25 protein-coding genes and 1 pseudogene are annotated in these 26,054 nt (G+C 67.4%); 19 read left to right on the forward strand and 7 right to left on the reverse strand.

The annotated features are described in order from the left end of the window. The first annotated feature begins 58 nt into the window (after positions 1–58). From zur to cls, 14 genes are all read left to right on the forward strand, one after another. Positions 59–565, forward strand: a complete 507-nt coding sequence (gene zur / locus ACNFIA_RS02245; protein WP_416782723.1) for a zinc uptake transcriptional repressor Zur — start codon at positions 59–61, stop codon at positions 563–565. Then, positions 565–1,365, forward strand: coding sequence for a zinc ABC transporter ATP-binding protein ZnuC (gene znuC, locus ACNFIA_RS02250; RefSeq protein ID WP_416782724.1), 801 nt, complete (start codon positions 565–567; stop codon positions 1,363–1,365). Before zur ends, znuC begins: the two co-directional genes overlap by 1 nt. Beyond that, on the forward strand, positions 1,358–2,146 hold the full coding sequence (gene znuB, locus ACNFIA_RS02255; RefSeq protein WP_169935180.1) for a zinc ABC transporter permease subunit ZnuB: 789 nt from the start codon (positions 1,358–1,360) through the stop codon (positions 2,144–2,146). Before znuC ends, znuB begins: the two co-directional genes overlap by 8 nt. A gap of 37 nt (positions 2,147–2,183) precedes the next feature. Beyond that, on the forward strand, positions 2,184–2,567 hold the full coding sequence (locus ACNFIA_RS02260; protein WP_259758462.1) for a hypothetical protein: 384 nt from the start codon (positions 2,184–2,186) through the stop codon (positions 2,565–2,567). 193 nt (positions 2,568–2,760) lie between these two features. Beyond that, positions 2,761–3,771: a methionine ABC transporter ATP-binding protein gene (locus ACNFIA_RS02265; protein ID WP_416782725.1), complete on the forward strand. Its 1,011-nt coding sequence runs from the start codon at positions 2,761–2,763 to the stop codon at positions 3,769–3,771. Then, the gene (locus tag ACNFIA_RS02270) at positions 3,768–4,433 is read left to right on the forward strand and encodes a methionine ABC transporter permease (RefSeq protein WP_416782726.1); all 666 of its coding nucleotides are present in this window, start codon (positions 3,768–3,770) and stop codon (positions 4,431–4,433) included. Before ACNFIA_RS02265 ends, ACNFIA_RS02270 begins: the two co-directional genes overlap by 4 nt. Positions 4,434–4,474: 41 nt before the next feature. After that, positions 4,475–5,257: a MetQ/NlpA family ABC transporter substrate-binding protein gene (locus ACNFIA_RS02275; RefSeq protein ID WP_259758459.1), complete on the forward strand. Its 783-nt coding sequence runs from the start codon at positions 4,475–4,477 to the stop codon at positions 5,255–5,257. A gap of 453 nt (positions 5,258–5,710) precedes the next feature. Further along, positions 5,711–6,526, forward strand: coding sequence for an energy transducer TonB (locus ACNFIA_RS02280; protein WP_416782727.1), 816 nt, complete (start codon positions 5,711–5,713; stop codon positions 6,524–6,526). Between the two features lie 49 nt (positions 6,527–6,575). Further along, entirely contained in the window at positions 6,576–7,292 is a 717-nt protein-coding gene (locus ACNFIA_RS02285; protein ID WP_081518836.1) for a MotA/TolQ/ExbB proton channel family protein, read from the forward strand. 1 nt (position 7,293) lies between these two features. Next, complete coding sequence (locus tag ACNFIA_RS02290) at positions 7,294–7,695, forward strand: ExbD/TolR family protein (protein ID WP_259758456.1); 402 nt, start codon at positions 7,294–7,296, stop codon at positions 7,693–7,695. Positions 7,696–8,176: 481 nt separating this feature from the next. Beyond that, complete coding sequence (locus tag ACNFIA_RS02295; protein WP_416782728.1) at positions 8,177–8,860, forward strand: gamma-glutamylcyclotransferase; 684 nt, start codon at positions 8,177–8,179, stop codon at positions 8,858–8,860. Positions 8,861–8,976: 116 nt separating this feature from the next. After that, the gene (locus ACNFIA_RS02300; RefSeq protein ID WP_416783002.1) at positions 8,977–9,558 is read left to right on the forward strand and encodes an alpha/beta hydrolase; all 582 of its coding nucleotides are present in this window, start codon (positions 8,977–8,979) and stop codon (positions 9,556–9,558) included. 94 nt (positions 9,559–9,652) lie between these two features. Beyond that, positions 9,653–11,050: an amidase gene (locus ACNFIA_RS02305; RefSeq protein WP_416782730.1), complete on the forward strand. Its 1,398-nt coding sequence runs from the start codon at positions 9,653–9,655 to the stop codon at positions 11,048–11,050. A gap of 42 nt (positions 11,051–11,092) precedes the next feature. Continuing rightward, complete coding sequence (gene cls, locus ACNFIA_RS02310) at positions 11,093–12,526, forward strand: cardiolipin synthase (RefSeq protein ID WP_259758452.1); 1,434 nt, start codon at positions 11,093–11,095, stop codon at positions 12,524–12,526. A gap of 255 nt (positions 12,527–12,781) precedes the next feature. On the opposite strand, the gene ahpF is transcribed toward cls, so the two are convergent. Both ahpF and ahpC read right to left on the reverse strand, forming a co-directional pair. Continuing rightward, positions 12,782–14,347: an alkyl hydroperoxide reductase subunit F gene (ahpF, locus tag ACNFIA_RS02315; protein WP_416782731.1), complete on the reverse strand. Its 1,566-nt coding sequence runs from the start codon at positions 14,345–14,347 to the stop codon at positions 12,782–12,784. Between the two features lie 186 nt (positions 14,348–14,533). After that, the gene (gene ahpC, locus ACNFIA_RS02320; protein ID WP_111260455.1) at positions 14,534–15,097 is read right to left on the reverse strand and encodes an alkyl hydroperoxide reductase subunit C; all 564 of its coding nucleotides are present in this window, start codon (positions 15,095–15,097) and stop codon (positions 14,534–14,536) included. 487 nt (positions 15,098–15,584) lie between these two features. Here ahpC and xdhA point away from each other — a divergent pair, with 487 nt between their 5' ends. The 5 genes and pseudogenes from xdhA (at position 15,585) to ACNFIA_RS02345 (ending at position 22,498) form a co-directional block, all read left to right on the forward strand. Then, positions 15,585–17,009 carry a xanthine dehydrogenase small subunit gene (gene xdhA / locus ACNFIA_RS02325; RefSeq protein ID WP_416782732.1) on the forward strand — a complete coding sequence of 475 codons (1,425 nt, stop codon included), beginning with the start codon at positions 15,585–15,587 and terminating at the stop codon, positions 17,007–17,009. After that, the gene (xdhB, locus tag ACNFIA_RS02330) at positions 17,002–19,590 is read left to right on the forward strand and encodes a xanthine dehydrogenase molybdopterin binding subunit (RefSeq protein ID WP_416782733.1); all 2,589 of its coding nucleotides are present in this window, start codon (positions 17,002–17,004) and stop codon (positions 19,588–19,590) included. The genes xdhA and xdhB overlap by 8 nt, the downstream gene beginning before the upstream one ends. After that, positions 19,587–20,462, forward strand: a complete 876-nt coding sequence (xdhC, locus tag ACNFIA_RS02335) for a xanthine dehydrogenase accessory protein XdhC (RefSeq protein WP_416782734.1) — start codon at positions 19,587–19,589, stop codon at positions 20,460–20,462. The genes xdhB and xdhC overlap by 4 nt, the downstream gene beginning before the upstream one ends. Before the next feature lie 146 nt (positions 20,463–20,608). Further along, positions 20,609–21,631: pseudogene (locus ACNFIA_RS02340) on the forward strand (cache domain-containing protein); the annotation flags it as partial. Positions 21,632–21,769: 138 nt separating this feature from the next. Beyond that, positions 21,770–22,498 carry a methyl-accepting chemotaxis protein gene (locus tag ACNFIA_RS02345; RefSeq protein ID WP_416783004.1) on the forward strand — a complete coding sequence of 243 codons (729 nt, stop codon included), beginning with the start codon at positions 21,770–21,772 and terminating at the stop codon, positions 22,496–22,498. 186 nt (positions 22,499–22,684) lie between these two features. Here the strand turns inward: ACNFIA_RS02345 and ACNFIA_RS02350 are convergent, their stop codons facing one another. From ACNFIA_RS02350 to ACNFIA_RS02370, 5 genes are all read right to left on the reverse strand, one after another. Further along, positions 22,685–22,807, reverse strand: coding sequence for a hypothetical protein (locus tag ACNFIA_RS02350; protein ID WP_416782735.1), 123 nt, complete (start codon positions 22,805–22,807; stop codon positions 22,685–22,687). Between the two features lie 162 nt (positions 22,808–22,969). Then, positions 22,970–23,560, reverse strand: coding sequence for an IMPACT family protein (locus ACNFIA_RS02355; protein WP_416782736.1), 591 nt, complete (start codon positions 23,558–23,560; stop codon positions 22,970–22,972). After that, positions 23,557–24,225 carry a TetR/AcrR family transcriptional regulator gene (locus ACNFIA_RS02360; RefSeq protein ID WP_416782737.1) on the reverse strand — a complete coding sequence of 223 codons (669 nt, stop codon included), beginning with the start codon at positions 24,223–24,225 and terminating at the stop codon, positions 23,557–23,559. Before ACNFIA_RS02360 ends, ACNFIA_RS02355 begins: the two co-directional genes overlap by 4 nt. Before the next feature lie 151 nt (positions 24,226–24,376). Beyond that, a complete protein-coding gene (locus ACNFIA_RS02365) occupies positions 24,377–24,880 on the reverse strand; it encodes a hypothetical protein (protein WP_416782738.1) in 504 nt (167 codons plus the stop codon). A gap of 191 nt (positions 24,881–25,071) precedes the next feature. Further along, a complete protein-coding gene (locus ACNFIA_RS02370; RefSeq protein WP_416782739.1) occupies positions 25,072–25,908 on the reverse strand; it encodes an outer membrane protein OmpK in 837 nt (278 codons plus the stop codon). Positions 25,909–26,054 lie beyond the last annotated feature (146 nt).

Below are 26,054 nucleotides of genomic sequence, written 5' to 3' on the forward strand. Positions count from 1 at the left end.
ACAGGGGAGACATGAAAGAGTAATATAATAACGTCTCTGAACCCGAGCGTCGCCGCGCATGTACAAGATCGCCCCCAAGACACCCCTCGCCTGCCGTCCGCACGACCACGCCAACTGCGTGGCCAGCGCCCTGGCCGACGCCGACGCGCTGTGCGCGCGCCAGGGCGTGCGCCTGACCGAGCTGCGCCGGCGCGTGCTGGAGCTGGTCTGGGCGAGCCACAAGCCGCTGGGCGCCTACGACATCCTCGCCGTGCTGAGCGAGGAAGACGGCCGCAAGGCGGCGCCGCCGACGGTCTACCGCGCCCTCGACTTCCTCCTGGAAAACGGCCTGGTGCACCGCATCGCCTCGCTCAACGCCTTCATCGGCTGTGCCCACCCGGAGCACACCCATGAAGGGCAGTTCCTGATCTGCCGCGCCTGCCACACCGCCATCGAACTGGAACAGCCGGCCATCAGCGCGGCCATCGTCGCCGGTGCCAAGGGCGTCGGCTTCGCCGTGGAGACCCAGACCGTCGAAGTGGTCGGCCTCTGCGGCGCCTGCTCCCCCGCCAAGCAGGCGTCGTGATGAGCGACGCCCTCATCCGCCTGCACGGCGTCGGCGTGAGCTACGCCGGCCAGGCGGTACTGCAGAACGTCGACCTGACCATCGCCCCCGGGGAGATCGTCACGCTGATCGGCCCCAACGGCGCCGGCAAGACGACCCTGGTGCGCAGCGTGCTCGGCCTGCTCAAGCCCGACACCGGCAGCGTCTGGCGCCAGCCGAAGCTGTCCATCGGCTACATGCCGCAGAAGCTGCATGTCGACCCGACCCTGCCGCTGACGGTGTTCCGCTTCCTGCGCCTGGTCCCCGGCGTGCAGCGCGCCCACGCACTGGAGGCGCTGAAGGAAGTCGGCGCCGCCCACGTGATCGACAAGCCGCTGCAGAGCGTCTCCGGTGGCGAACTGCAGCGCGTGCTGCTGGCCCGCGCCCTGCTGCGCAAGCCGGAACTGCTGGTGCTCGACGAACCCGTGCAGGGCGTCGATGTCGCCGGGCAAGCCGAGCTGTACCGCCTGATCGGCCGCCTGCGCGACCGCTTGGGCTGCGGCGTGCTGATGGTCTCCCACGACCTGCACCTGGTGATGAGTGCCACCGACAAGGTGGTCTGCCTGAACCGCCACGTCTGCTGTTCCGGGCACCCGGAACAGGTCAGCGGCGACCCGGCCTTCGTCGAGCTGTTCGGCCAGGACGCGCGCAGCCTGGCGGTCTATCACCACCACCACGACCATTCCCACGACCTGCACGGCGAGGTGGTGAAACCCGCCTTCCCCGCCGGCACCCGCTTCACTCCGGTCCACCAGCACGGCCCCGACTGCAACCATGGCTGATTTCCTGCTCAACGCCCTTCTCGCCGGGCTGGCCCTGGCGGTCGTCGCCGGGCCCCTGGGTTCGTTCGTCGTCTGGCGACGCATGGCCTATTTCGGCGACACCCTCTCCCACGCCGCCCTGCTCGGCGTCGCCCTGGGCTTCCTGCTGGACGTCAGCCCGACCCTGGCAGTGACCGTCGGCTGCGTGCTGCTCGCCGTGCTGCTGGTCACCCTACAGCAGCGCCAGCCGCTCGCCGCCGACACCCTGCTGGGCATCCTCGCCCACAGCACGCTGTCGCTGGGCCTGGTGACCCTGAGCTTCATGAAGGAAGTGCGCGTCGACCTGATGGCCTACCTGTTCGGCGACCTGCTCGCCGTCAGCCAGACCGACCTGTTGTGGATAATCGCCGGCAGCGCTCTGGTGCTGGGGCTGATCTGCTGGCTGTGGCGACCGCTGCTGGCGATCACCGTGCACGAAGAACTGGCGCGGGTCGAAGGCCTGCCGGTCACCGCCATCCGCCTGGCGCTGATGCTGCTGATCGCCATCGTCATCGCCGTGGCCATGAAGATCGTCGGCGTGCTGCTGATCACCTCGCTGCTGATCATCCCCGCCGCCGCGGCCCAGCGGCATGCGCGCAGCCCTGAACAAATGGCCTTCGGCGCCAGTCTGATCGGCCTGGTGGCGGTGTGCGCCGGGCTCTCGCTGTCCTGGTTCAAGGACACCCCCGCCGGCCCCTCCATCGTGGTCAGCGCGGCCGCCCTGTTCCTGCTGAGCTTTGTCCTGCCGCGCCGGACGGTGTAGAATTTGGCGATTTTTTGATCAAAAGAGACCCTGACGCATGAAGTCGTTCGTCATCCGCCTGTTCGCGCTGATGGCCATGGCGCTGGCCCTCGCGGCCTGCCAGAGCACCGCGAGCAATCCGCCCAGCAGCAGTGGCTTCGAGACCGAACTGGCCGCCGGCCGCCTGGAGTCCGCGCAGCTCGCGCTGGGTTCCGAACAGGAAGACGCCGCCCAGCTCGCCGAGCGCCGCCAGCGCCTGGCCGACGCCTACCTGGAGCGCAGCCGCGCCGCCCTGGCCAAGGGCGACGTCAACGGCGCCACCACCGCCCTGACCCGCGCCCGTTCGCTGATGCCCCGCGCCCCCGGCGTCGCTGCCGACGTGAGCGGCCTGCAGAAGCCCGCCACACCCGCGCCGGCTGCCCAGCCGAACTGCACGCCGTGAGCCCACGGGCGCCCGCCCGGGGCGCCCGTTATTCCCATTTGTTCCGTGCTTAGCTGAACAAAGATTAATCAGCCATAAAAAAGCAGGTTAAAATGCGCGGTTTTGGCTGACCGCCTACGCTCGTTGCCTACGCCTGTTCATCCGACGGCCCTGGCGGCGAGCGGCGCCTCCCCGTACCCACAAGGTTCGCTACGTGATCGAATTCCACGACGTCCACAAGACCTATCGCGTCGCCGGACGCGATATCCCGGCCCTGCAGCCGACCCGCCTGTCCATCGCGGGCGGCCAGGTGTTCGGCCTGATCGGCCATTCCGGCGCCGGTAAAAGTACCCTGCTGCGCCTGATCAACCGCCTGGAAGAGCCCAGCGGCGGACGCATCGTCATCGACGGCGAAGACATCACCGCCCTGGACGCCGACGGCCTGCGCCGTTTCCGCCAGCGCGTCGGGATGATCTTCCAGCACTTCAACCTGCTGGCCTCCAAGACCGTCGCCGACAACATCGCCATGCCGATGAGACTCGCCGGCACCTACAGCGCCGCCGAGATCAGCGCGCGGGTGGACGAACTGCTCGCCCGCGTGGGCCTCCAGGACCACGCCCGCAAGTACCCGGCGCAGCTCTCCGGCGGCCAGAAGCAGCGTGTCGGCATCGCCCGTGCGCTGGCCTGCCGGCCGACCATCCTGCTCTGCGACGAGGCCACCAGCGCCCTCGACCCGCAGACCACCGGCCAGGTCCTGCAGTTGCTGGCGGAAATCAACCGCGAGCTGAAGCTGACCATCGTCCTGATCACCCACGAGATGGACGTGATCCGCCGTGTCTGCGACCAGGTGGCGGTGATGGACGCCGGGCGCATCGTCGAACAGGGCGACGTCGCCGATGTGTTCCTCCATCCGCAGCACGAGACCACCCGCCGCTTCGTCTTCGAGGCCGAGCGCGTGGACGAAGAAGAACAGCACGACGACTTTGCCCACGTGCCGGGCCGTATCCTGCGCCTGACCTTCCGCGGCGAGGCGACCTACGCACCGCTGCTGGGCACCGTCGCGCGCCAGACCGGCGTGGACTACAGCATCCTCGCCGGGCGCATCGACCGCATCAAGGACCAGCCCTACGGCCAGCTCACCCTGTCCCTGGTGGGCGGTGACATCGAAGCCGCCCTGGCGCAGCTCAACGCTGCCGACGTCCATGTGGAGGTGCTGCGCGCATGAGCGACTTCTTTGTGAATATCGACTGGTCGGAAATCCTCCAGGCCAGCCTCGACACCTTCTGGATGCTCGGCGGCTCGCTGCTGTTCACCGTCATCCTCGGCCTGCCGCTGGGCGTGCTGCTGTTCCTCACCGGGCCGAAGCAGCTGTTCGCCAACCGCGGCGTCTACGGCGTGCTGGCGTTCATCGTCAACGTGCTGCGCTCGCTGCCGTTCATCATCCTGCTGATCGTGCTGATCCCGCTCACGGTGATCCTGGTCGGCACCTCGCTGGGCGTCGCCGGGGCCATCCCGCCGCTGGTGGTGGGCGCCACGCCGTTCTTCGCGCGCCTGGTGGAAACCGCCCTGCGCGAGGTGGACAAGGGCATCATCGAGGCCACCCAGGCCATGGGCGCCAGTACCCGCCAGATCATCTGGAACGCCCTGCTCCCCGAAGCCCGCCCGGGCATCATCGCCGCCATCACCGTCACCGCCATCACCCTGGTGTCCTACACCGCGATGGCCGGCGTCGTGGGCGCCGGCGGCCTCGGCGATCTGGCGATCCGCTACGGCTACCAACGCTTCCAGGACGACGTGATGCTGCTCACCGTGGTGATGCTGGTGGTCCTCGTCCAGATCCTGCAGACCGTCGGCGACAAGCTGGTGGTCCACTATTCCCGCAAGTAACCGCAGGGCCCGCCGGATGCGGGCCGACCAAGGAGCCAAGCATGAAGAAACTGTTCGCCGCGTTCGCTGCCGCCGCCGTCATCGGCGCCCCGCTGGCCCAGGCCGCCGACAGCCTGACCGTCGCCGCCACCCCGGTGCCGCACGCCGAGATCCTCAACTTCGTCAAACCCATCCTGGCCAAGGAAGGGGTTGAACTGAAGGTGAAGGAATTCACCGACTACGTGCAGCCCAACACCCAGGTCGCCGAGAAGCGCCTGGACGCCAACTTCTTCCAGCACCAGCCGTACCTGGATGAGTTCAACAAGACCAAGGGCACTAGCCTGACCGCCGTCACCGGCGTGCACATCGAGCCGCTGGGCGCCTACTCCACCAAGTTCAAGAAGCTCGAAGAGCTGCCGTCGGGCGCCACCGTGGTGATCCCCAACGACGCCACCAACGGCGGCCGCGCCCTGCTGCTGCTGGACAAGGTCGGCGTGATCAAGCTCAAGGACAACAAGTCCATCACCGCCACCCCGAAAGACATCGTCGCCAACCCGAAGAACATCAAGGTGCGTGAACTGGAAGCGGCCACCCTGCCGCGCGTGCTGACCCAGGTCGACCTCGCCCTGATCAATACCAACTACGCCCTGGAAGCCAAGCTCAACCCCACCAAGGACGCGCTGGCCATCGAAGGCGCCGACTCGCCCTACGTGAACATCCTGGTTGCCCGCCCGGACAACAAGGACAGCGCCGCCATGCAGAAACTGGCCGCCGCCCTGCACAGCCCCGAGGTGAAGCAGTTCATCCTCGAGAAGTACAAGGGCGCCGTGGTGCCGGCGTTCTGATCGCCGCATCGCTGACGCTGATGAAAAGCCCGGTCGAATGACCGGGCTTTTTCGTTTCTGGCGTTCCGCTTTCCGGCTCGTGGGCTCCGGAGTTGGGGCCAGGGGCTTTTCGTAGGAGCGAGCTTGCTCGCGAACCCGCCCAACTCCGGCGCTGCCGGCAAACACTGTTCGCGAGCAAGCTCGCTCCTACATTAAAGAGCTCTAACCCAGCGCTTTGAGCAAATTTTCGCCAACCTTCCTTGCATATTTTCCATGCGGCAAAGGCATCGCTTTTTTACTGATTCTCGCAAAGCCACGGCTGCCGCGGCCTGCAGCGATCCGGGAAAAACCTATAGCACCGAAAGTTATTTAAATAAGAGAAACAATCACTTCAAGAGCTAAGGCGCTCCGCCAATCATGCAGGTCCGTTTCAAGCGCGACTTAGAGCCGCGCAGACCTGCAAGGAGATCGTTCATGGCTCAACCCCAGCATGCCCTCGCGCCGGATGCCTTCCTGCGCCACGTGCCCGGCGGCGACCTGGTCGATCTCGGCCGCCCGCTGCGCCACGCGCTGGAGCTGGGCCGCCACGTGCCGGCGAAAAGCCGCGCGCTGAGCCGCCGCGAAGCCGTCCTGCTCGGCCTGTTCGCCCTGACGCTGCATGGCGCGGTGGTCTACTGGCTGAGCCAGCAGCCCACGCCGAAGCTGCCCGAAGTGCCGCCGCAGGTGCCGCCGATGACCATCGAATTCACCGCGCCGACGCCGCCGGTCGTCGAGCCGCCGCCGCCCGAACCGATTCCCCAGCCGGTGGTACAGGAACCGCCGCCCCCCGTGGTGGACGAGAATGCGGTGAAACCGCCGCCGCCCAAACCGATTCCCAAACCCAAGCCCAAACCGGTGGCCAAGCCCAAACCCGTGCCCAAGCCGGTCGAGCAACCCACGCCGCCCAAGCCCGAAACCCCGCCGCCGCCACCGGCTCCGCCCGCCCCGGCGGCTCCGGCCCCGGCACCGCTGACGCCGCCCTCGGCCAGCGCCGGTTACCTGAAGAACCCGGCGCCGGAATACCCGCCGCTGGCCCAGCGCCGCGGTTGGGAAGGCACCGTGCTGCTGCGGGTGCATGTGCTCGCCAGCGGTAGCCCGAGCGAGATCCAGGTGCAGAAGAGCAGCGGTCGCGACGCCCTGGACGATGCCGCGGTGCGCGCGGTGAAACGCTGGAGCTTCGTCCCCGCCAAGCGCGGCGACGTGGCCCAGGACGGCTGGGTCAGCGTACCCATCGATTTCAAATTGCATTGATTCAACTTGCCCAGATCAGCCGCACGAGAATCGCGGAAGGAGAACACCCATGAGTCTGCCCCTTAACCCCCTGGAATCCGTCGAAGGCGCAGTCATCTGGCTGCTGGTCGGCTTCTCCGTCGTCACCTGGGCCCTGGCCCTGGTGAAAGGCGTTCAATTCACCCGCCAGAAATCCCAGGACAAGCGTTTCCAGAAGCAGTTCTGGAGCGCCACCAGCCTCGAATCGGCCGGTGACCAGGCCGCCGGCAAGCCCGGCGCCGGTGCCCGCGTGGCCCAGGCTGGCTTCGCCGCCATCCAGGTGCAGGACAACGGCCAGCCGGACCTCGCCCAATCGATCAATCACCAGGACCGCCTCGAACGCGCCCTGCGCCAGCAGATCCAGCGTGAGCGTCGCTCCCTGGAATCGGGCCTGGCAGTGCTCGCCTCGATCGGCTCCACCTCGCCCTTCATCGGCCTGTTCGGCACCGTGTGGGGCATCATGGAAGCGCTCAAGGGCATCAGCGCCGCCGGCTCGGCGAGCCTGGAAACCGTCGCTGGTCCCATCGGCAGCGCGTTGATCGCCACCGGCGTGGGTATCGCCGTCGCCGTCCCGGCGGTGCTGGTCTACAACTACTTCCTCCGCCGCCTGAAGCTCACCGCGGCCGACCTCGACGACTTCGCCCACGACTTCTACAGCCTTGCGCAGAAGAGCGCCTTCCGCGTCGTCACCCTGCCCACCGCCGCCCGCAAACCGGCTGCCGGCGCCAGCGTGAAGGAGGCGAGCTGACATGGCCTTCTCGACCCAGGACAGCGACGAGGTTCTCTCCGAGATCAACGTCACCCCGCTGGTGGACGTGATGCTGGTGCTGCTGGTGGTGTTCATCGTCACCGCGCCGCTGCTGACCAACGCCATCCCGATCAACCTGCCCAAGACCGAGGCGGTCGCGCCGCCGGAGCAGAAGGACCCGCTGGTGGTGAGCATCGACGGCGCCGGCAAGTGGTTCATCAACAAGGACGAGATCCAGCCCGAGCTGCTGCAGGGCAACCTGGAAGCGGCCAAGGCCAAGGACGCCCAGCTGCGCGTGCAGCTGCAGGCCGACGACGGGGTGAACTACGGCCAGGTGGCCAAGGCCATGGCCTACATCGAGAAGGCGGGCATTACCAAGCTGGCGGTGATCACCGCGCGCTGAGGCCCCTGTAAGACACCTGAAACAGAGCGGGTGTAGAACAGGACCTCCACCACATACCGAGCTTCAAGGCCGCTCTCCCAATACTCAGGCAGGGGTGAGCGGCCTTTTTTTATTCGCCGATTCCGCGCCACGGCTGTGGATCGCGTAGGAGCGGACTCCGTCCGCGATGTGCAACCGGCCGGCTACGAGCCGCCGGCAATCGATCGCGGACGGAGTCCGCTCCTACATGAAGCCATGTACGACGGCCCCCCTCCCTTCAGGGAGAGGGCGAATCGCAGCGCAGAACCGTAGGGCGCATAACCCGGAACGGGTTATCCGCCGCATGCCCCGCGGCGGGTAACGCTGGCGCGTTATGCGCCCTACGAGAGCGCCAGCGGCCGCTGCGCCTGGCAAATCACCCGCCGTTCGTCGTCATCCCCGCTCTGGCAATAAACCTATGCCTTTCAGGCCCTTCCGTGGCCGCCGCAGTTCCACTAAGTTGATGACAGTCTGGAGACCTGAGGGGTATCGCGTGACATCGTCTCCCACTTCGCAAGGCCCGTTCTATCCGCCGACACTGGGGGTGCCGGAACGTTTCACACCCGCACAGCTGCGCGCCTCGCTCGACATCACCATGAGCGAACACGGCGCCGGCCCGGTGTGGCTGTTCGCCTACGGCTCGCTGATCTGGCGCCCGGAATTCCCGGTGGCCGAGGCGCGCCGCGCGCGGGTGCACGGCTACCACCGCGGGCTCTACCTCTGGTCGCTGACCCACCGTGGCACCCCGGAAGCGCCGGGCCTGGTGCTCGGGCTCGACCGCGGCGGCTCCTGCGCAGGCTTCGCCTTCCGCCTGCCCGAGGACAACCTCGACGCCAACCTTTATGCGCTCTGGGAACGGGAGATGCCCTACGCCTCCTACCGCCCGGAATGGCTGAATTGCCGCCTCGACGACGGCACCCGCGTGCGCGCCCTGGGCTTTGTCCTCGAACGCCACCTGCCCAGCTACGCCGGCTCCCTGCCCGACAGCATCGTCCAGCACGTGCTCGACAGCGCCCAGGGGCACTTCGGCACCACCCGCGACTACGTCGAGCAGACCGCCAAGGCCCTGCGCGACTACGCCATGCCCGACCTCAACCTGGAGGGCATCCTGGCGCGCTGCTGCCCGCTGCGCCGGGCGCAGGAATAGCCCTTATAGCCGTTTGCTTAGTCTAAATACCGCATAAGCAAAGAATTTCTTATTCCTTAACGTATATTAAAACCCTCCCTAGAATGTCTTCCATGACGATTCGAGAGGGCCGCTCCATGCGCAACGAACGCATCCGCTATCTGATCGTGCCGGGCTGGCACGGCTCCGACGACGCCCACTGGCAGAGCCACTGGCAACGCGCCCTGCCGAACGCCGGGCGGGTGCAGCAGCAGGACTGGATCACCCCGCAACACAACGACTGGGTCGCCGAACTCGACCGCGAGATCCGCCGCGAGCCCGGCCGAGTGGTGCTGATCGCCCACAGCCTGGGCTGTGTGACCGTCGCCTCCTGGGCCGCCCGCGCCGACCGCCGCGCCCTCGCCCAGGTCGCCGGCGCCCTGCTGGTGGCCCCGGCCGACGTGGAGCGGGAAACCTGTCACGGGGCGCTACGCAACTTCGCCCCCATCGCCGCCCAGACGCTGCCCTTCCCCGCCGTGCTGGTGGGCTCGGACAACGACGCCGCCTGCAGCCCGCAGCGCGCGCTGGTGCTCGGCCGCGCCTGGGGTGCCGAAACGGTGATCCTGCCCTCCGCCGGGCACATCAACGTGAAATCCGGCCACGGCGCCTGGGAATCGGGCTACCGTCATCTGTATCGCCTGCAGTACCTGATCGACCAGCAATCGCGCCAGCGCGCCTGAGGCCAGCCTCGATCGCGCGGTGTGACCACCGCGCCTATCCCCTCCTGGCGCGGATTCGGCTAGGGTGTGGCATAGCCCCACGCCGGAGACCGCCATGCCACCGTTGCACGACCTGTCCGCCGTCGAACTGCTGGCCCTGTACCGCTCGCACCAGCTATCCCCCGTCGAGTACCTGGAGCATCTGGTCGCTCACATCGACCGCTGGGAGCCGCAGCTTTGCGCGCTCTTCGCCTTCGATCCGCAGCGGGCCTTGGAGCAGGCGCGGCGCTCCGAGGCGCGCTGGATCCGCTGTGCGCCGTGCGGCGAACTGGATGGCGTGCCGGTCACCATCAAGGAGCTGATCGCCACCCGCGGCGACCCGATCCCCCAGGGCAGCGCCGCCACCCTGCTGCAACCTTCTACGGGCGACGCCCCGCCCGCGGCGCGAATGTTCGAAGCCGGGGCGATCCTGCTGGGCAAGACCACCGTGCCGGACTTCGGCATGCTCTCCTCCGGGCTTTCCAGCTTCCACGAACTGGCGCGCAACCCCTGGGACCTGCGCATGAACCCGGGCGGCTCCAGCGCCGGCGCCGCCTCGGCCGCCGCGGCTGGCTACGGGCCGCTGCACATCGGCACCGACATCGGTGGCTCGGTGCGCCTGCCGGCGGGCTGGTGCGGCCTGGTCGGCTTCAAGCCGAGCTTCGGGCGCATCCCCATCGACCCTTACTACACCGGCCGCTGCGCCGGCCCCATGACCCGCACCCTGGACGACGCGGCGCTGATGATGAAGCACCTCGCCCGCCCGGACTGGCGCGACGCCACCGCCCTGCCGCCGGCGAACCTGGACTGGCATATCGAGCCGCTGGACGTGCAGGGCCTGCGCATCGGCCTGCAACTCGACCCCGGCTGCGGCCTGCAGCCGGAAGCGGAGGTCCGCGCCGCCGTCGAGGCCGCTGCCCGGCGCTTCGCCCAGGCCGGCGCGGAGATCGTCGACGTCCAGCCGATACTCGACCGCGAGCTGCTCGACGGCCTCGACAAATTCTGGCGCGCACGCCTGTGGGCCGAGCTGGAACACCTGCCGCGCGAGCGCCAGGCCAAGGTGCTGCCCTACATCTACCAGTGGGCCGAGGGCGGCGCCTCGGTCAGCGGCGCCGATGCGGTGCGCGGCTACAACCGCACCTTCGACATGCGCCGGCGGGCGGCCGAGCAGTTCCACGAGATCGACTTCCTGCTCTCGCCGACCAACCAGGTCGCCGCCTTCCCCGCCGAGTGGGCCTCGCCGACCAACGACCCGGCGCTGCCCTTCGAGCACATCGGCTTCACCGTGCCGTGGAACATGTCCGAGCAACCGGCACTCTCGATCAACTGCGGCTTCACCAGCGCCGGCATGCCCATCGGCCTGCAGATCGTCGGCCCGCGCTTCGCCGACATCGAGGTACTGCGCCTGGGCAAGACCTACGAGCACTGGCGCGGCCCCATCAGCCGCTGGCCGCAACCGCCGGGAGCCAACTAGGCTCAGAGCATCCGCCGACCACAAGGACCCGATCGCGCGCCCATGCAGTACAGCACCTACATCGCCCACTTCCTGGTGGTCATCCAGCTCCTGGGCATCGTCGCCGCGGTGCACGCCGTCCTCAGCGTGCGCACCGCGCAAGGCGCCATCGCCTGGGCCACCTCCCTGGTGTTCATGCCGCTGCTGACCCTGCTGCCCTACCTCGTCTTCGGCCGCAGCCGCTTCGACGCCTACATCGGCGCGCGGCGCCAGGCCAACGAGGAAATGCACCTGGCCGCCGCCGAACTGGACTGGCGCCCATGGGTGGAAGAGGCGCTCGCCGCGCGCCAGTACCACGCCTACAAGTCGCTCAAGGCCATGGTCGGGCTGGCGCGCATGCCGACCCTGGCCAATAACAACGTGCGCCTGCTGGTGAACGGCAAGGCTTCCTTCGAGGCGATGTTCGAGGCGATCTCCCGCGCGCGCAAAGTGATCCTGGTGCAGTTCTTCATCGTCCGTGACGACGCCCTCGGCCAGCGTCTTGCGCAGCTGCTGCTGGAGCGCGCGGCCAACGGCGTGGACGTGTTCCTGCTGTACGACGGCATCGGCAGCCACGCCTTGCCCCGCCGCTATGTCGAGCGCCTGCGCCAGGGCGGCGTGCAGGTGCATGCGTTCAGCACCGGCAGCGGGATGATCAACCGCTTCCAGGTGAACTTCCGCAACCACCGCAAGATCGTGGTGGTCGACGGCGTGCGGGGCTTCGTCGGCGGGCACAACGTCGGTGTCGAGTACCTGGGCGAGAAGCCACCGCTGGCGCCCTGGCGCGACACCCACATCGAATTGCACGGCCCGGCGGTGGCATGCCTGCAGGAGTGCTTCGCCGAGGACTGGTTCTGGGCCACCCACACGCTGCCGACGCTGATCCTGCCCGATGGCTACGACGACGCCGGCATGCTCTGCCAGGTGGTCGCCAGCGGCCCGGCGGACACCCAGGAAACCTGCTCGCTGTTCTTCGTCGAGTCGATCAACGCGGCGGTGGAGCGGGTGTGGATCACCACGCCGTATTTCGTCCCGGACGAAGCCGTCGCCGCCGCCCTGCGCCTGGCGGTGCTGCGGGGCGTGGACGTGCGCATCCTGCTGCCCTCGCGGCCGGATCACAAGACGGTCTACGCCGCCTCCAGCCTCTATGCGCTGGAGGCCGTACGCGCCGGCGTGCGGGTGTTCCGCTACCAGCCGGGGTTCCTGCACCAGAAGGTGGTGCTGATCGACCACGACAGCGCCGCCGTGGGCAGCGCCAACCTGGACAACCGCTCGTTCCGCCTGAACTTCGAGATCATGGTGATCACCGTCGACGAAGGCTTCGCCCGCGACGTGGAAGCCATGCTCGAAGAGGACTTCGCCCAGTCGGTGGAGATGACCCTGGACGACCGCAAGCGCGTGCACCGGCTGCAGCAGCTGGGGATGCGGGTGGCGCGGCTGGTGTCGCCGATTCTCTGAAGGTTCGGAGCGGGGCTGGCCCTCTCCCTAACCCTCTCCCTGAAGGGAGAGGGGACTGTCCGGCCCGCTTGGACGTTGCTGTGTTCGCCGACTAACTCCGCTATGGATCAATGCAGAGGACAGCTCTCCCTTCAGGGAGAGGGCGGGGGAGAGGGTGCTAAACCACGCTCCAAGGCCGGCAGGTAGACATCATCCAAAAGAAAACGCCCGGCTCACTCGCGTGAACCGGGCGTTTCTGTTTCTAGCGCGAAGCCATCAGGCCGGCGCGGAGGAGCGGATCAGGTGGTCGAAGGCGGAGAGCGACGCCTTGGCGCCTTCGCCGACCGCGATCACGATCTGCTTGTACGGCACGGTGGTCACGTCACCGGCGGCGAAGATGCCCGGCAGCGAGGTCTCGCCGCGAGCGTCGACGATGATCTCGCCGCGCGAGGTCAGCTCGATGGTGCCCTTGAGCCATTCGCTGTTGGGCAGCAGGCCGATCTGCACGAAGATGCCTTCCAGGTCGATGGACTTGAACTCTTCCGAGTTGCGGTCCTTGTAGACCAGGCCGGTGACCTTCTGGCCATCGCCTTTCACTTCGCTGGTCAGCGCGCTGGTGATGACTTCCACGTTCGGCAGGCTGAACAGCTTGCGTTGCAGCACCGCGTCGGCGCGCAGCTTGCTGTCGAACTCCAGCAGGGTCACGTGGCTGACAATACCGGCCAGGTCGATGGCTGCCTCGACGCCGGAGTTGCCGCCGCCGATCACCGCGACGCGCTTGCCCTTGAACAGCGGGCCGTCGCAGTGCGGGCAGAAGCACACGCCCTTGGCCTTGTATTCCTTCTCGCCCGGCACGCCCATTTCGCGCCAGCGGGCGCCGGTCGCCAGGATCACGGACTTGGCCTTCAGGCTGCCGCCGCCCTCGAACTGCACTTCGTGCAGGCCGCCGGCGGTCTTCGCCGGAATCAGGGCGCTGGCGCGCTGCAGGTTCATGATGTCGACGTCATAGTGCTTGACGTGCTCTTCCAGCTGGCGAGCCAGTTTCGGGCCTTCGGTCTCGGTGACCGAGATGAAGTTCTCGATAGCCATGGTGTCCAGCACCTGGCCGCCGAAGCGCTCGGCCGCCACACCGGTGCGGATGCCCTTGCGAGCGGCGTAGATGGCCGCGGCAGCGCCCGCCGGGCCACCGCCGACGACCAGTACGTCGAACTCTTCCTTGGCCGACAGCTTCTCGGCTTCGCGGGCAGCGGCGCCGGTGTCGATCTTGGCGAGGATTTCCTCCACGCCCATGCGGCCCTGGCCGAACACTTCACCGTTGAGGTAGATGCTCGGCACCGCCATCACCTGGCGACGCTCGACTTCTTCCTGGAACAGCGCGCCGTCGATGGCGACGTGGCGGATGTTCGGGTTGAGCACGGCCATCAGGTTCAGCGCCTGGACCACGTCCGGGCAGTTCTGGCAGGACAGCGAGAAATAGGTTTCGAACTCGAACGAGCCCTGGATGCCCTTGATCTGCTCGATGACGTCAGCGTCGAGCTTGGACGGGTGGCCGCCGACCTGCAGCAGCGCCAGCACCAGGGAGGTGAATTCGTGGCCCATGGGGATGCCGGCAAACGCCAGACCGATGTTCGCCCCCGGGCGGTTCAGCGAGAAGGACGGCTTGCGCGCATCGCTGCCATCTTCACGCAGGGTGATCTTGTCGGTCAGGCCGACGATTTCGTGCAGCAGCTCGCTCATCTCGCGGGATTTGTCGCTGTCATCGAGGGACGCGACGATCTCGAACGGCTGCTGGACCTTTTCCAGGTAGGCCTTCAACTGGGTTTTAAGAGTGGCGTCCAACATGATTCAAATCCTCGGAATTTGAGCAAAGGGGTTCCCCGGCGGGCTTTTCAGCCCACCCTACGCACGCTTTTGGCTTAGGTAGAGAGGATGCCGATAGGCATCCTCGGGGTACTGCGAAACGGTAGGGGAAGCTGCCGGGTCTGAAGGAAGGGCAGCAAGCGCTGCGCAACAGCTTCCCAGCCGTTTTTAGATCTTGCCGACCAGGTCCAGGGACGGAGCCAGGGTCTTCTCGCCTTCTTTCCACTTGGCCGGGCAGACTTCGCCCGGGTGAGCGGCGGTGTACTGGGCAGCTTTCAGCTTGCGCAGGGTTTCGCCGACGTCACGAGCGATCTCGTTGGAGTGGATTTCGACGGTCTTGATGATGCCTTCCGGGTTGATCACGAAGGTGCCGCGCAGGGCCAGGCCTTCTTCCGGGATGTGCACGCCGAAGGCGTTGGTCAGCTGGTGGGTCGGGTCACCGATCAGCGGGAACTGGGCTTTGCCAACGGCCGGGGAGGTTTCGTGCCACACCTTGTGGGAGAAGTGGGTATCGGTGGTCACGATGTAGACCTCGGTACCGGCCTTCTGGAACTCGGCGTAGTTGTTGGCGGCGTCTTCGATCTCGGTCGGGCAGTTGAAGGTGAAGGCTGCCGGCATGAAGATCAGAACGGACCACTTGCCCTTGAGGGATTCTTCAGTGACTTCGATGAACTTGCCGTTATGGAAAGCGTTGACCTTGAACGGCTGAACGGCGGTGTTGATCAGGGACATTAGGCAATTCCTCAATGAGAGTTTGTCGTTTAATCGAGTGGTCGATCGGTTGAAATTCGACAGGGGGAAGATTATCGCCTGATGACAAGGAATGCCCATTGATTTAGGGCATCACGGATATTGAGTATCTCTATTGAGATATCTATAAAAGGAAGAAGTTTCCTATCAAGCGAGACGCCGAATCCGACGACTGGATCTCGGCCCCAAGGCCTCTGGCGCGGGGCTCTCGCCCCGTCCCCCGGTGTAGGCGGTGCATGCCAACCTGACCACCTTCGCCCGAAAAGATGAGGAGGACAACACCGGTCGCGACGTACGGCGCCCCAGCCAGCGCCGGGACGCGTGTCCCCCCGCGGTTTTCCTGCCCTGCTGGTCAAGCCGGTCCACGAGCCTATGCTTGTGCCTGAGAGCCTTCGCCACGCAGCGCTCGGCCTCCACGGACAGCCTTTGCGAGGCGGCGCGGCCGCCCGCATGACGACGAGGACTCCCGATGATTGAGTTTCTGCTCGGCGACGAAGCGGTCCAGGCCGATGGATTCGCCCCCGAGACCAGCCTGCTCGACTACCTGCGCATCCACCGCGCGCGCACCGGCACCAAGGAGGGCTGCGCCTCCGGCGACTGCGGTGCCTGCACCGTGGTGCTCGTCGAGCCCGAGGGCGAGGCGCTGCGCTATCGCGCGGTGAACGCCTGCATCACGCTGCTGGGCGCGGTGCACGGCCGCCAGGTGCTGACCGTGGAGCACCTGGGCAAACCAGGCGCGCTGCACCCGGTGCAACAAGCGATGGTGGACTGCCATGGGTCGCAGTGCGGTTTCTGCACGCCGGGCATCGTCATGTCGCTGTTCGCCTGGCACCACGCGCCGCCACCCCACGACCGGGAGACGGCGTTGAGCGCCCTCTCCGGCAACCTGTGCCGCTGCACCGGCTACCGGCCGATCCTCGACGCTGCCACGCAGATCGCCGGGCAGCCCTGCCGTGACCGCTTCACCCAGGACACCGCCCTGACCGTCGCCCGTCTTCGGCAGATCGCCACCGCCGGCGCACTGCAGGGCGACGGCGCCCAGGCCTGGCTGCCCGCCTCGCTGGAGGAGCTGGACGCCCTGCTGCACGAGCATCCGGCCGCCCGGCTGATCGCCGGTGGCACCGACCTGGCGCTGGAAGCCACGCAGAACCTCAAGGCCTTCCCGGCGCTCATCCACCTTGACCGGGTGAGTGACCTGCAACGCCTGGAGGTCCACGACGACCATCTGCTGATCGGCGCCGCGCGGACCTATGCCGACTGCCTGGCGGCGCTGGAGGAATTCCCCGGTGTCGGCGCCCTGCTCGAGCGGCTCGGCTCGCTGCAGATCCGCCAGCGCGGCACCCTGGGCGGCAATATCGCCAATGCCTCACCCATCGGCGACATGCCGCCGGTGCTGCTGGCACTGGATGCGCACCTGCGGCTGCGCAAGGCGGGAAAGGTGCGGGAAGTGCCCGTGGACGGCTTCTTCACCGGCTACCGGCAGACCATCCTGCAACCGGGCGAGTACATCGAAGCGCTGCGGATTCCGCGCTTGCGCGGCCACCAGCGCTTGCGCGTCAACAAGGTTTCCAAGCGCCGTGACGACGATATTTCCGCCGTCTGCCTGGCCTTGCGCCTGGACCTCGACGAGGCAGGCATCGTCACGGACGCACGCCTGGCCTGTGGCGGCATGGCGGCCACCCCGCTACGGGGTGCGAACACCGAAGCGGCCCTGCGCGGCCGGCCCTTCGACGCCGCTGCCGTGGCGGCGGCGCAAGCCGCGATAGCGCTGGACTTCCAGCCCATCGACGACCTGCGCGCCAGCGCCGCCTATCGCCTGAAGGTGGCGCAGAACCTGTTGCAGCGCGCACTACTGGAAGGGTCCGAATGCCCTGCGGAGGTGCGCCATGCGTAGCCTACCACCGTTGGCCGGCAACGGCGTCGCGGTCGCCGTGCACAGCGCCGGCAAGCCTCGCGAGCACGACAGCGCCGCGCTGCATGTGAGCGGCGCCGCGCACTATGTGGACGACCTGAGGGCCCCGCGCGAACTGCTGCATGCCGCCGTCGGCCTCACCGAAATCGCCTGCGGCGAGGTGCTCTGCCTCGACCTCGACGCCGTGCGCAGCGCGCCCGGCGTGGTGGCGGTGCTGACCCTGGACGACGTGCCCGGCCACACGGACATCGGCCCGGTGTTTCCGGGTGATCCACTGCTGGCCGGCGACCGGGTGAAATACCACGGCCAGGCGCTGTTCGCGGTCGCCGCCGAAACCCTCGTCCAGGCGCGCCGCGCGGTGCGCCTGGCGAAGGTCGAGTACGCGAAGCAAGACCCGCTGATCGACCCGCTGCAGGCCAAGGCCGAGGAGCGCTTCGTGCGCCCGCCGCACCACATGCGCCGGGGCGACGTAGACGCGGCACTGGCGCAGGCTCCGCGGGTGCTGGAGGCCCGCCAGTTCATCGGCGGCCAGGAGCACTTCTACCTCGAAGGCCAGGCCTCGCTGGCGCTGCCGACCGACGATGGCGGCATGCTGGTGCACACTTCCAGCCAGCACCCCAGCGAAGTGCAGAAACTGGTGGCCGAGGTACTGGCGATTCCACTGGCCAAGGTCACGGTGGAAGTACGCCGCATGGGTGGCGGCTTCGGCGGCAAGGAAACCCAGGCCGCGCCCTTCGCCTGCCTTGCCGCCCTGCTCGCGCGCCAGACCGGCCGCGCGGTGAAACTTCGCCTGCCGCGTGCCGACGACATGCGCCTGACCGGCAAGCGCCACCCCTTCCACAACCGCTACCGCACCGGCTTCGACGCCGAGGGCCGGCTGCTCGCTGCGCAGCTCGAAGTCGTGGGCGATTGCGGCCATTCCCCGGACCTCTCCGACGCCATCGTCGACCGCGCGATGTTCCACGCCGACAACGCCTATTTCATTCCCGACGTGGCCATCTCCGGCTACCGCAGCTTCACCAACATCGTCTCCCATACCGCCTTCCGCGGCTTCGGCGGCCCGCAAGGGATGATGATCATCGAACGCGCCATGGACGACATCGCCCGCGCGGTGGGCAAGGACCCGCTCGAGGTCCGCAAGCTGAACCTCTACGGAGGCTCAGGCCGCGACCTGACGCCCTATCACCAGAGGGTCGAGCACAACCTGCTGGGCGAGCTGATCGCGCGGCTGGAGCAGAGCAGCGACTATGCCGCGCGCCGCTGCGCGATCCGTGCGTTCAACGCGCGCAGCCCGGTGCTGAAGAAAGGCTTGGCGCTGACGCCGGTGAAGTTCGGCATTTCCTTCACCGCGCAGCACCTCAACCAGGCCGGCGCGCTGGTGCACCTCTACACCGACGGCAGCATCCAGCTCAACCATGGCGGCACCGAGATGGGCCAGGGCCTGAATACCAAGGTCGCGCAGATCGTCGCCGAGGAATTCCAGGTACCGCTGGAACAGGTGCACCTCACCGCCACGCGCACCGACAAGGTGCCCAACACCTCGCCCACCGCCGCCTCCAGCGGCACCGACCTGAACGGCATGGCCGCCCGCGATGCGGCGCGCACGCTGAAGAAACGCCTGATCGAGTTCCTCGCCGAACGCGACGGCGTGAAGCTCCAGGAGGTGCGTTTCGAGCGCGGCGGGGTGACGGTGGGGACGCAGCACCTGGGCTTCGCCGAGGCCGTCCAGGCCGCCTATTTCGCGCGCATCCAGCTCTCCGCCACCGGCTTCTACCGCACGCCGAAGATCTTCTACGACCGCGAGAAGGGCCAGGGGCATCCGTTCTTCTACTTCGCCTACGGCGCCGCGGTGTCCGAGGTGGAGGTCGACACGCTGACCGGCGAGTACCGCGTGCCGCGGGTGGACATCCTCCACGACGTCGGCCGCAGCGTGAACCCGGCCATCGACATCGGCCAGATCGAGGGTGGCTTCGTCCAGGGCATGGGCTGGCTGACCACCGAGGAGCTGCGCTGGGACGACACCGGCAAGCTGCTCACCGTGGGGCCGGCGACCTACAAGATCCCGGCGGTGAGCGACGCACCGGCCGACTTCCGCGTGGCGCTGTTCGACCGCCCCAACGAGGAAGACAGCGTGTACCTGTCCAAGGCGGTGGGCGAGCCGCCGTTCATGCTGGCGATCTCGGTGTGGTCGGCGCTGCGCGACGCCATCGCCAGCCTCGCCGACTACCGGCTGAGCCCGGACCTGGATACGCCGGCGACGCCGGAACGGGTACTCTGGGCTTGTGAGGCGATGCGCCGTTCGGAGCAAGAGCGCCCTCACCCTAGCCCTCTCCCGCAAGCGGGAGAGGGGACTGATCGGCGTAAGGTGAACCAGCAGACTCAGCCGGCAGTTGTGGGGTCACACGACGCACTGATCGCTACCACCGCAGCGGACAGCCCCCTCTCCCTCCGGGAGACGACTGCATGGATGCAGGAGGTAGAGCGACGCAGGATGCCAAAGCCGAGGGTTGGGGTGAGGGAAAACCCACCCACTCCCGACTCGACCCAGGAACCCCAACCATGACCCGTACCTGGATGCACGCCATCGCCCGCCTGCGCGACAGCGCCGAGCCCTACGTGCTGATCACCGTGATCGGTGTGCAGGGCTCCACGCCCCGGGAGTCCGGCAGCAAGATGCTGGTGACCGCCGGGGAAACCTTCGACACCATCGGCGGTGGCCATCTGGAATTCGCCGCCATCGAGCACGCGCGCCAGCTGCTGCTGGCCGGCAAGGATCAACAGGCGCTCGAGCACTTCCCCCTCGGCGCGCGGCTCGGCCAGTGCTGCGGCGGGCGCGCCAGCCTGCTGTTCGAGTGCTTCGCCGCGCGGGGTCCGCAGGTACTGCTGTTCGGCGCCGGCCACGTCGGCCGCGCCCTTGCGCCACTGCTGGCGGGCTTGCCGCTGCGCCTGGAATGGGTGGACAGCCGCGCCGCGGAATTTCCCCGGGCGGTCCCCGAGGGCGTGCGCACGCGCCTGCTGGAGGAACCGGAAGACGCCGTGCACGAGGCGCCGCCGGGCAGCTACTTCCTGATCATGACCCACAACCACCCGCTGGACTACGCCATCGCCGAGGCGGTGCTCAAGCGCGGCGACGCCGGTTTCCTCGGCATGATCGGTTCGCGCACCAAGGCCCGGCGCTTCCAGATGCGCCTGGAGCAACAGGGTTATCCACAGGACGTGATTGCGCAGATGCACTGCCCCATCGGCCTGTCCGAGGTCCCGGGTAAACGCCCGCTGGAAGTGGCCGTCTCGGTCGCCGCCCAGGTCATCGCCCGCTACCACCTGGACGCCCCCGCCCGGCAGACCCGCGACGGCGTGGAATGGGAGGCCCTCTCCACTCATGGAACGTGCAGCGAAGGCTCATGTGAGGAGTCCTCGCCGCGCGCAAAAACCTGACCAACGCGACAACAGTTTTCCGCGCCGCCGCCGATACCCTCAACGACCCCGTCTCTTCGCCCGCCGCCTGGCGGGCGTTTCGTTGTGCGTTCGGAGGAAAACAAGAAATGCGCCTGCGAAGTATCCAGACCCAACTCATCCTCAGCATGGGCGCTGCCCTGCTCATCAGCCTGCTCATCGTCCTGGGCCTGTACGCCGTGCTGGTCAATCGCCTGAGCGAGCGCTACCTGCTCGAACAAGCGCTGCCGGCAAGCATCCAGGCGATCGCCAACGACTTCGAGAAGCGTCTCACCGGCCCCATCACGGCGGCGGCCGGCATTGCCGAGAACACCCTGGTCAAGGACTGGCTGGCCGCTGGCGAAAGCCCGGAAAAACTCGCCGACTTCACCCGGTACCTGGGCGGCATCCGCGCCTCCCAGCACGCCTTCTCCGCGCTGATCACCGCCAACGCCAGTGGCGCCTACTACAGCGACAAGGGCAAGGAACGCACCCTGAGCCGCAGCGACCCGAAGGATGGCTGGTACTTCCAGTTCATCGACAGCGGCCAGGCACGCACCTTGAACATCGACACCGACGCCAGCACCGGCGAGCTCGCGCTGTTCATCGACCAGCGCGTGGAGCAGGACGGCACCCTGCTGGGCATCGCCGGGCTGGGCTTGCAGATGCGCGAGCTGTCGACCCTGATCCGCGATTTCCGCTTCGGCCAGTCCGGCCGCGTGTACCTGGTGAACAACGACGGCCAGGTGCAGATCCACCCCGACGCCTCGCTGCCCAAGGGCCGCAGCCTGGGTGACCTGATCGGCGCCGATGCCGCCGGCGTCCTGCTGGGCCAGCAGGGCTTCCACAGCGCCCGCTTCGAGCGCGACGGCGAAGCCTACCTGGCGGCCAGCCTGCCGCTGCATGATCTGGGCTGGACCCTGGTCAGCGAAGTGCCGGAAGCGGAAATCTACGCCGATGCCCGCTCCGCGCTGGCCTTCTCCGGCCTCGCCGGCGCCGTGGTCGCCCTGCTCTGCCTGGCGCTGGTGGTGCTGATGGCGCGCAGCCTGGTCAGGCCGATCCGCCAGGTCACCGGCGCGCTGCTGGAAATCGGCGGCGGCGGCGGCGACCTCACCCGGCGCCTGGACGACAGCCGCGCCGACGAACTGGGCGACCTGGCCCGCGGCTTCAACCGCTTTCTCGAAGGCCAGCGCGCGCTCATCGGCGCGGTGCTCGGTACCAGCCAGCAACTGCTGCGCACCGTCGGCGCAGTGGCACAGGTGGTGGACAACACCGCCGACCGTGCCGGTCGCCAGCAGGAGATGACCGACATGGTCGCCACGGCGGTGAACGAGATGGGCAGCACGGTGCAGGAGATCGCCCGCAACGCCGAACAGGCCGCCAGCGCATCGCAGCAAGCCCGCGAGGAAGCCGGGCAAGCGCGGCGCGTGGTCGGCGGCTCGTTGCAGGTGGGCCAGCGCATGTCCGGCGAGATTGGCGAAGCGGCCGGCGCCGTGGGCGAGCTGGCCGGGCAAGTGGCGAGCATCGACCAGGTGCTGGCGGTGATCCGCGGCGTGTCCGAGCAGACCAACCTGCTCGCTCTCAACGCCGCCATCGAGGCGGCGCGCGCCGGCGAGCTGGGTCGCGGTTTCGCCGTGGTGGCCGACGAGGTGCGCACGCTCGCCAGCCGCACCCAGGGCTCCACAGACGAGATCCTGACGATCATCCAGCGCCTGAAGGACGGTGCGGAAGCGGCGGTGCGCTCGATGCAGTCCGGCCAGCAGGCCACCGGGCAGAGCCTGGCCGCCAGCGAACAGGCCAGCGCTTCGCTGGGCGCCATCGCCGACCAGGTGGAGCGCATCAGCGACATCAACCACCAGGTCGCCACGGCCACCGAGGAGCAATCGGCGGTGACCGAGGAGATCAACCGCAACGTGCAGGGCATCGCCGACCTCGCCCATGCCACCACCCGGGAAGTGCAGCACGGCCGCGAGCAGTGCCGCGAGCTGCGCAGCCTGGCCGACGACCTGGCGCGGCAGATGGCGCAGTTCCGTCTCTGATCCGCTCTGGCGCCGGCCACGCCGGCGCCTTTTCCCCAGTGTTATCCACAGGTTTTCGAAGCGAAGCGGCGGGCTTTTCGCCAGAGCTGGCAGCCTGTGACGACCGTTCAGCGCACAACCTGTCTCGCCCGTGAGACAGGTTCCCCACAGATTGCCCACAGTTTATCCAGTGCTTTGCCCCCAACCTCAGGCGACGCAGTCCGCGTCGCCGGCGAAACGCCCGAGCCCAGGCATGGCAAGCCCTGCATCAATCCGATGAATAATCCACCGAAGGGTCAGCTTCGCTCCGCCGTCGCCTTCGCCGATCATTTCACCCACACCTTTTCCACAGCTTGTTCATATTTTGCTCAGCAGCGGACGGGCACATTGGTCAGAAAATGATCAACCTGCGAAAAGCAGCGGATGGCGCGGACAGGCGGAGACCGACCACAGGTTATCCACAGGCGGTTCCACGGTGTTTGGGGAGAAGCGTCAGTCGTCCAGCAAACGAGCCTGGAGTCGTCCGCGACTGAGATCGTTGAGCAGCTTCTGCAGCGCAGGGACCTGAGTGGTCGGCAGGTTCAGCGTCAGTCGAACCCCGTCCGCGCCAAAGGCTTCGTCCTCGACGCTGGCCCCCAGCGCCAGCACCCGCGCCTTGAACAGCGCGTGCTCGGCAAAGTTGCAGTCGAACGCCAGGCGGCTGCTGGGCACCAGCTCAATGCGCGGGGCATGCTGCAGGCATTTCGCCGCGCAACCGCCATAGGCACGGGCCAGCCCGCCGGTGCCGAGCTTGATGCCGCCGAACCAGCGGCTGACCATGACCACCACGCGGTCCATGTCCTGCCCTTCGATCGCCACCAGCATGGGCCGGCCGGCGGTGCCGCCCGGTTCGCCGTCGTCGCTGAAGCGGTACTGGTTGCCCAGCTTCCAGGCCCAGCAGTTGTGCCCGGCGCTGGCGTCGCGGTGCGCGGCGAGGAAGGCCTGGGCCTCGGCCTCGCTGGCGATGGGCGCGGCGACGCAATGGAAGCGGCTCTTGCGGATGTCTTCGTCGTACACCGCAGGGCCGGCGAGGGTGAAGCTCATGCCATGGCCGGCGGCGTCAGCCCGCAACCCTTGAGGATGATGCGGATGAGGTTGTCGCTGGCATCGCTGAAGTCCTGCTTGGACATGCGCTTGCGCCCGGTGACGAAGCCGATCTGGGTGGCGAAGTCGGCATAGTGCTGGGTGCTGCTCCAGATCAGGAAGATCAGGTTCACCGGATCGACCGCGTCCATCTTGCCGGCGTCGATCCAGGCCTGGAACACGGCGGCGCGGCCGGCGAACCAGGTGCGGTAGTCCTGGCTGAAGTGTTCGGACAGGCATTCGCCGCCGCTGATGATCTCCATGGCGAATACCCGCGAGGCCTGCGGGAAGCGGCGGGAGAACTCCATCTTCGCGCGGATGTAGCTCGCCAGGGCGATGGCCGGATCATCGTCCACGGTGAGGTGGTTGAAGGTGCTGTCCCACAGCTCGAGGATGTTGCTCAGCACCGCCACGTACAGCCCCAGCTTGTTGCTGAAGTAGTAGTGCAGGTTGGCCTTGGGCAGGCCGACGCGCTGGGCGATGGTGTTCATGCTGGTGCCCTTGAAGCCGTGGCGGGCGAACTCTTCCTCGGCGGCGGTGAGGATGGCTTCCTCGTTCTTCTGCCGAATGCGGCCGGCGGGCTTTTCACCGTTGGGCGCGGTATGGGCGGGTACCTGGAGGGTCATGCGGTAGGTCCATGCGTGAGCGAGGGGCGGTGCATGGATAACCCAGGCAGGTGGCGGGATTCAAGCGCAAGACGTGAAAAAGGGCAGGAACCGGCGTCGCCAGCCCTGCCCTGGTGCTCACAGCCCCCGGGATCGAGCCGGGGGCGTGGGATCACTTGGTGGTGCCGGTGGTGCCGGACGAGCCGTGGTGGCCACCGCCGCCACCGCCGTGGCTGCCAATGGCGGCGCCGATGGCGACGACCGCGGCACCGATGCCCACGCCTTCGCCGACGGTCAGGCTGCCGTACAGCGGGCGGGCCAGGCCAAGGCCAGCGCACGGGTCGGCGGTCGGAATCACCGCGACGCCGCGGCGGTTTTCATCCTGATCGTCGCCGCGTGCCTGGGCCTGGGCCTGCTCGTTCTGCTCGGACTTGCCAGCGCCGCCCCAGAGCGGGGCGCACTCGTTGGCCGCGACCACGGCCGCCTTGTGCTCCTCTTGCGGCTCCTCTTTCACCGGTGCCGGCTGGGAGCGGGTGATCACGTCCTGGTAGAAGCCACCAGCGTGGGTGTCGTCATGCACCTGGGTCGGCGGAATGCTGGGGTGCCCCAGCGGCGCCGCCAGCACGGATGCGCTCAGGCTCGCGGCGATGGTCGCGCTCAACAGTTTCTTCATCATGGCTCACATCTCCTGCGTAAAGCTCAAGAGACGTAAAGCTAGAGGTTGGCGAGCGCCGCACCAATCGGCCGGGAACCGGAAACGGTGTCGGCAACTTCCGAAAGCGCTGCGGGCCGCGACGCCAGTCTGCCAACCCGCTGTGCGACCCGCACAAGGACCGACCCCGCCAGGCGGCGGGGTCGGTGGGAGCATCAGAAGTGGTACTTGACCAGGGCGCTGACGGTGTTCTGGTCGGTGGTGAAGTACTGCGAATCCTTGATGCCGTACTTGTCGGACCAGTAGTCGTACTCGATGCCCACGTACAGGTGCTTGGCCTCGTAGCCCAGGGACTTGCCCAGGTCGTACTTGAGCTGCGGGTTGAAGTGCAGGTTGGCGTGGTAGTCCGACTGGTTGCGCTCGCTGGAGCTGGCGCTCTTGTTGTTGACGACCCAGTCCATGAAGCCGTCGAACAGGACGTCAGAGTTGCCCACCGGGAAGGTGATGGCCCACGCCGGGGTGATCTGCCAGGCGCCGGACGGCACGCGGTTGCCATCGGGCTTGCGGTAGTAGAAGTTCAGCTGGAAGTAGTCGAAGCCCGGCAGCGCCAGGTCGAAGCCCGGGCCGACCAGGTAGGACTCAACGTCGCCTTCGCCGAATTCGTAGGTGGTGGCCAGCAGCACGTCCTTGACCGGGCCCAGGGACAGGTCGGCACCGGTGATCTTGCCGAACGACAGGCGCGGGCTGAACTCGCCGTAGTAGGTGTTCTTGCCGTTGGTGGCGCTTTCCTTGCCGTTGTAGTTGATCTGGTCGACGAAGAACCAGATGTCGCCCCAGGTCCAGGCGCTCGCGCTCTCGAAGGTGAAGGTCTGCTGGATCGGCGGATCTACCTTGAAGTTCTTGCCCCACAGGTAGGTCAGGCTTTCGTTGTGCCAGATCAGCGGGCCATCGTTGACGGCCGGGGCCGGAGTCAGGTCTTCACCGCCAGCGATGGCCTGCCCGGCCGCGAGCAGCCCGCCGGCGAGCAGCAGGGATGCGAGAGTGCGAGTCATGCGTTGCTCCTAATCAGTGCAGTCGTGTTGCGTTTTTAATTGTCGGTGGAACCTGTCCGGTCGGTCAGGCCTGGCGAGGAAAGCAAGATTGGCGCCAATCCTGACCAGTTGTTCCACTTTTATGACGAACCCTTCAGGGTCCGCTC

The organism is Pseudomonas sp. NY15437, from assembly GCF_048068435.1.
GTDB lineage: Bacteria > Pseudomonadota > Gammaproteobacteria > Pseudomonadales > Pseudomonadaceae > Pseudomonas > Pseudomonas nitroreducens_B.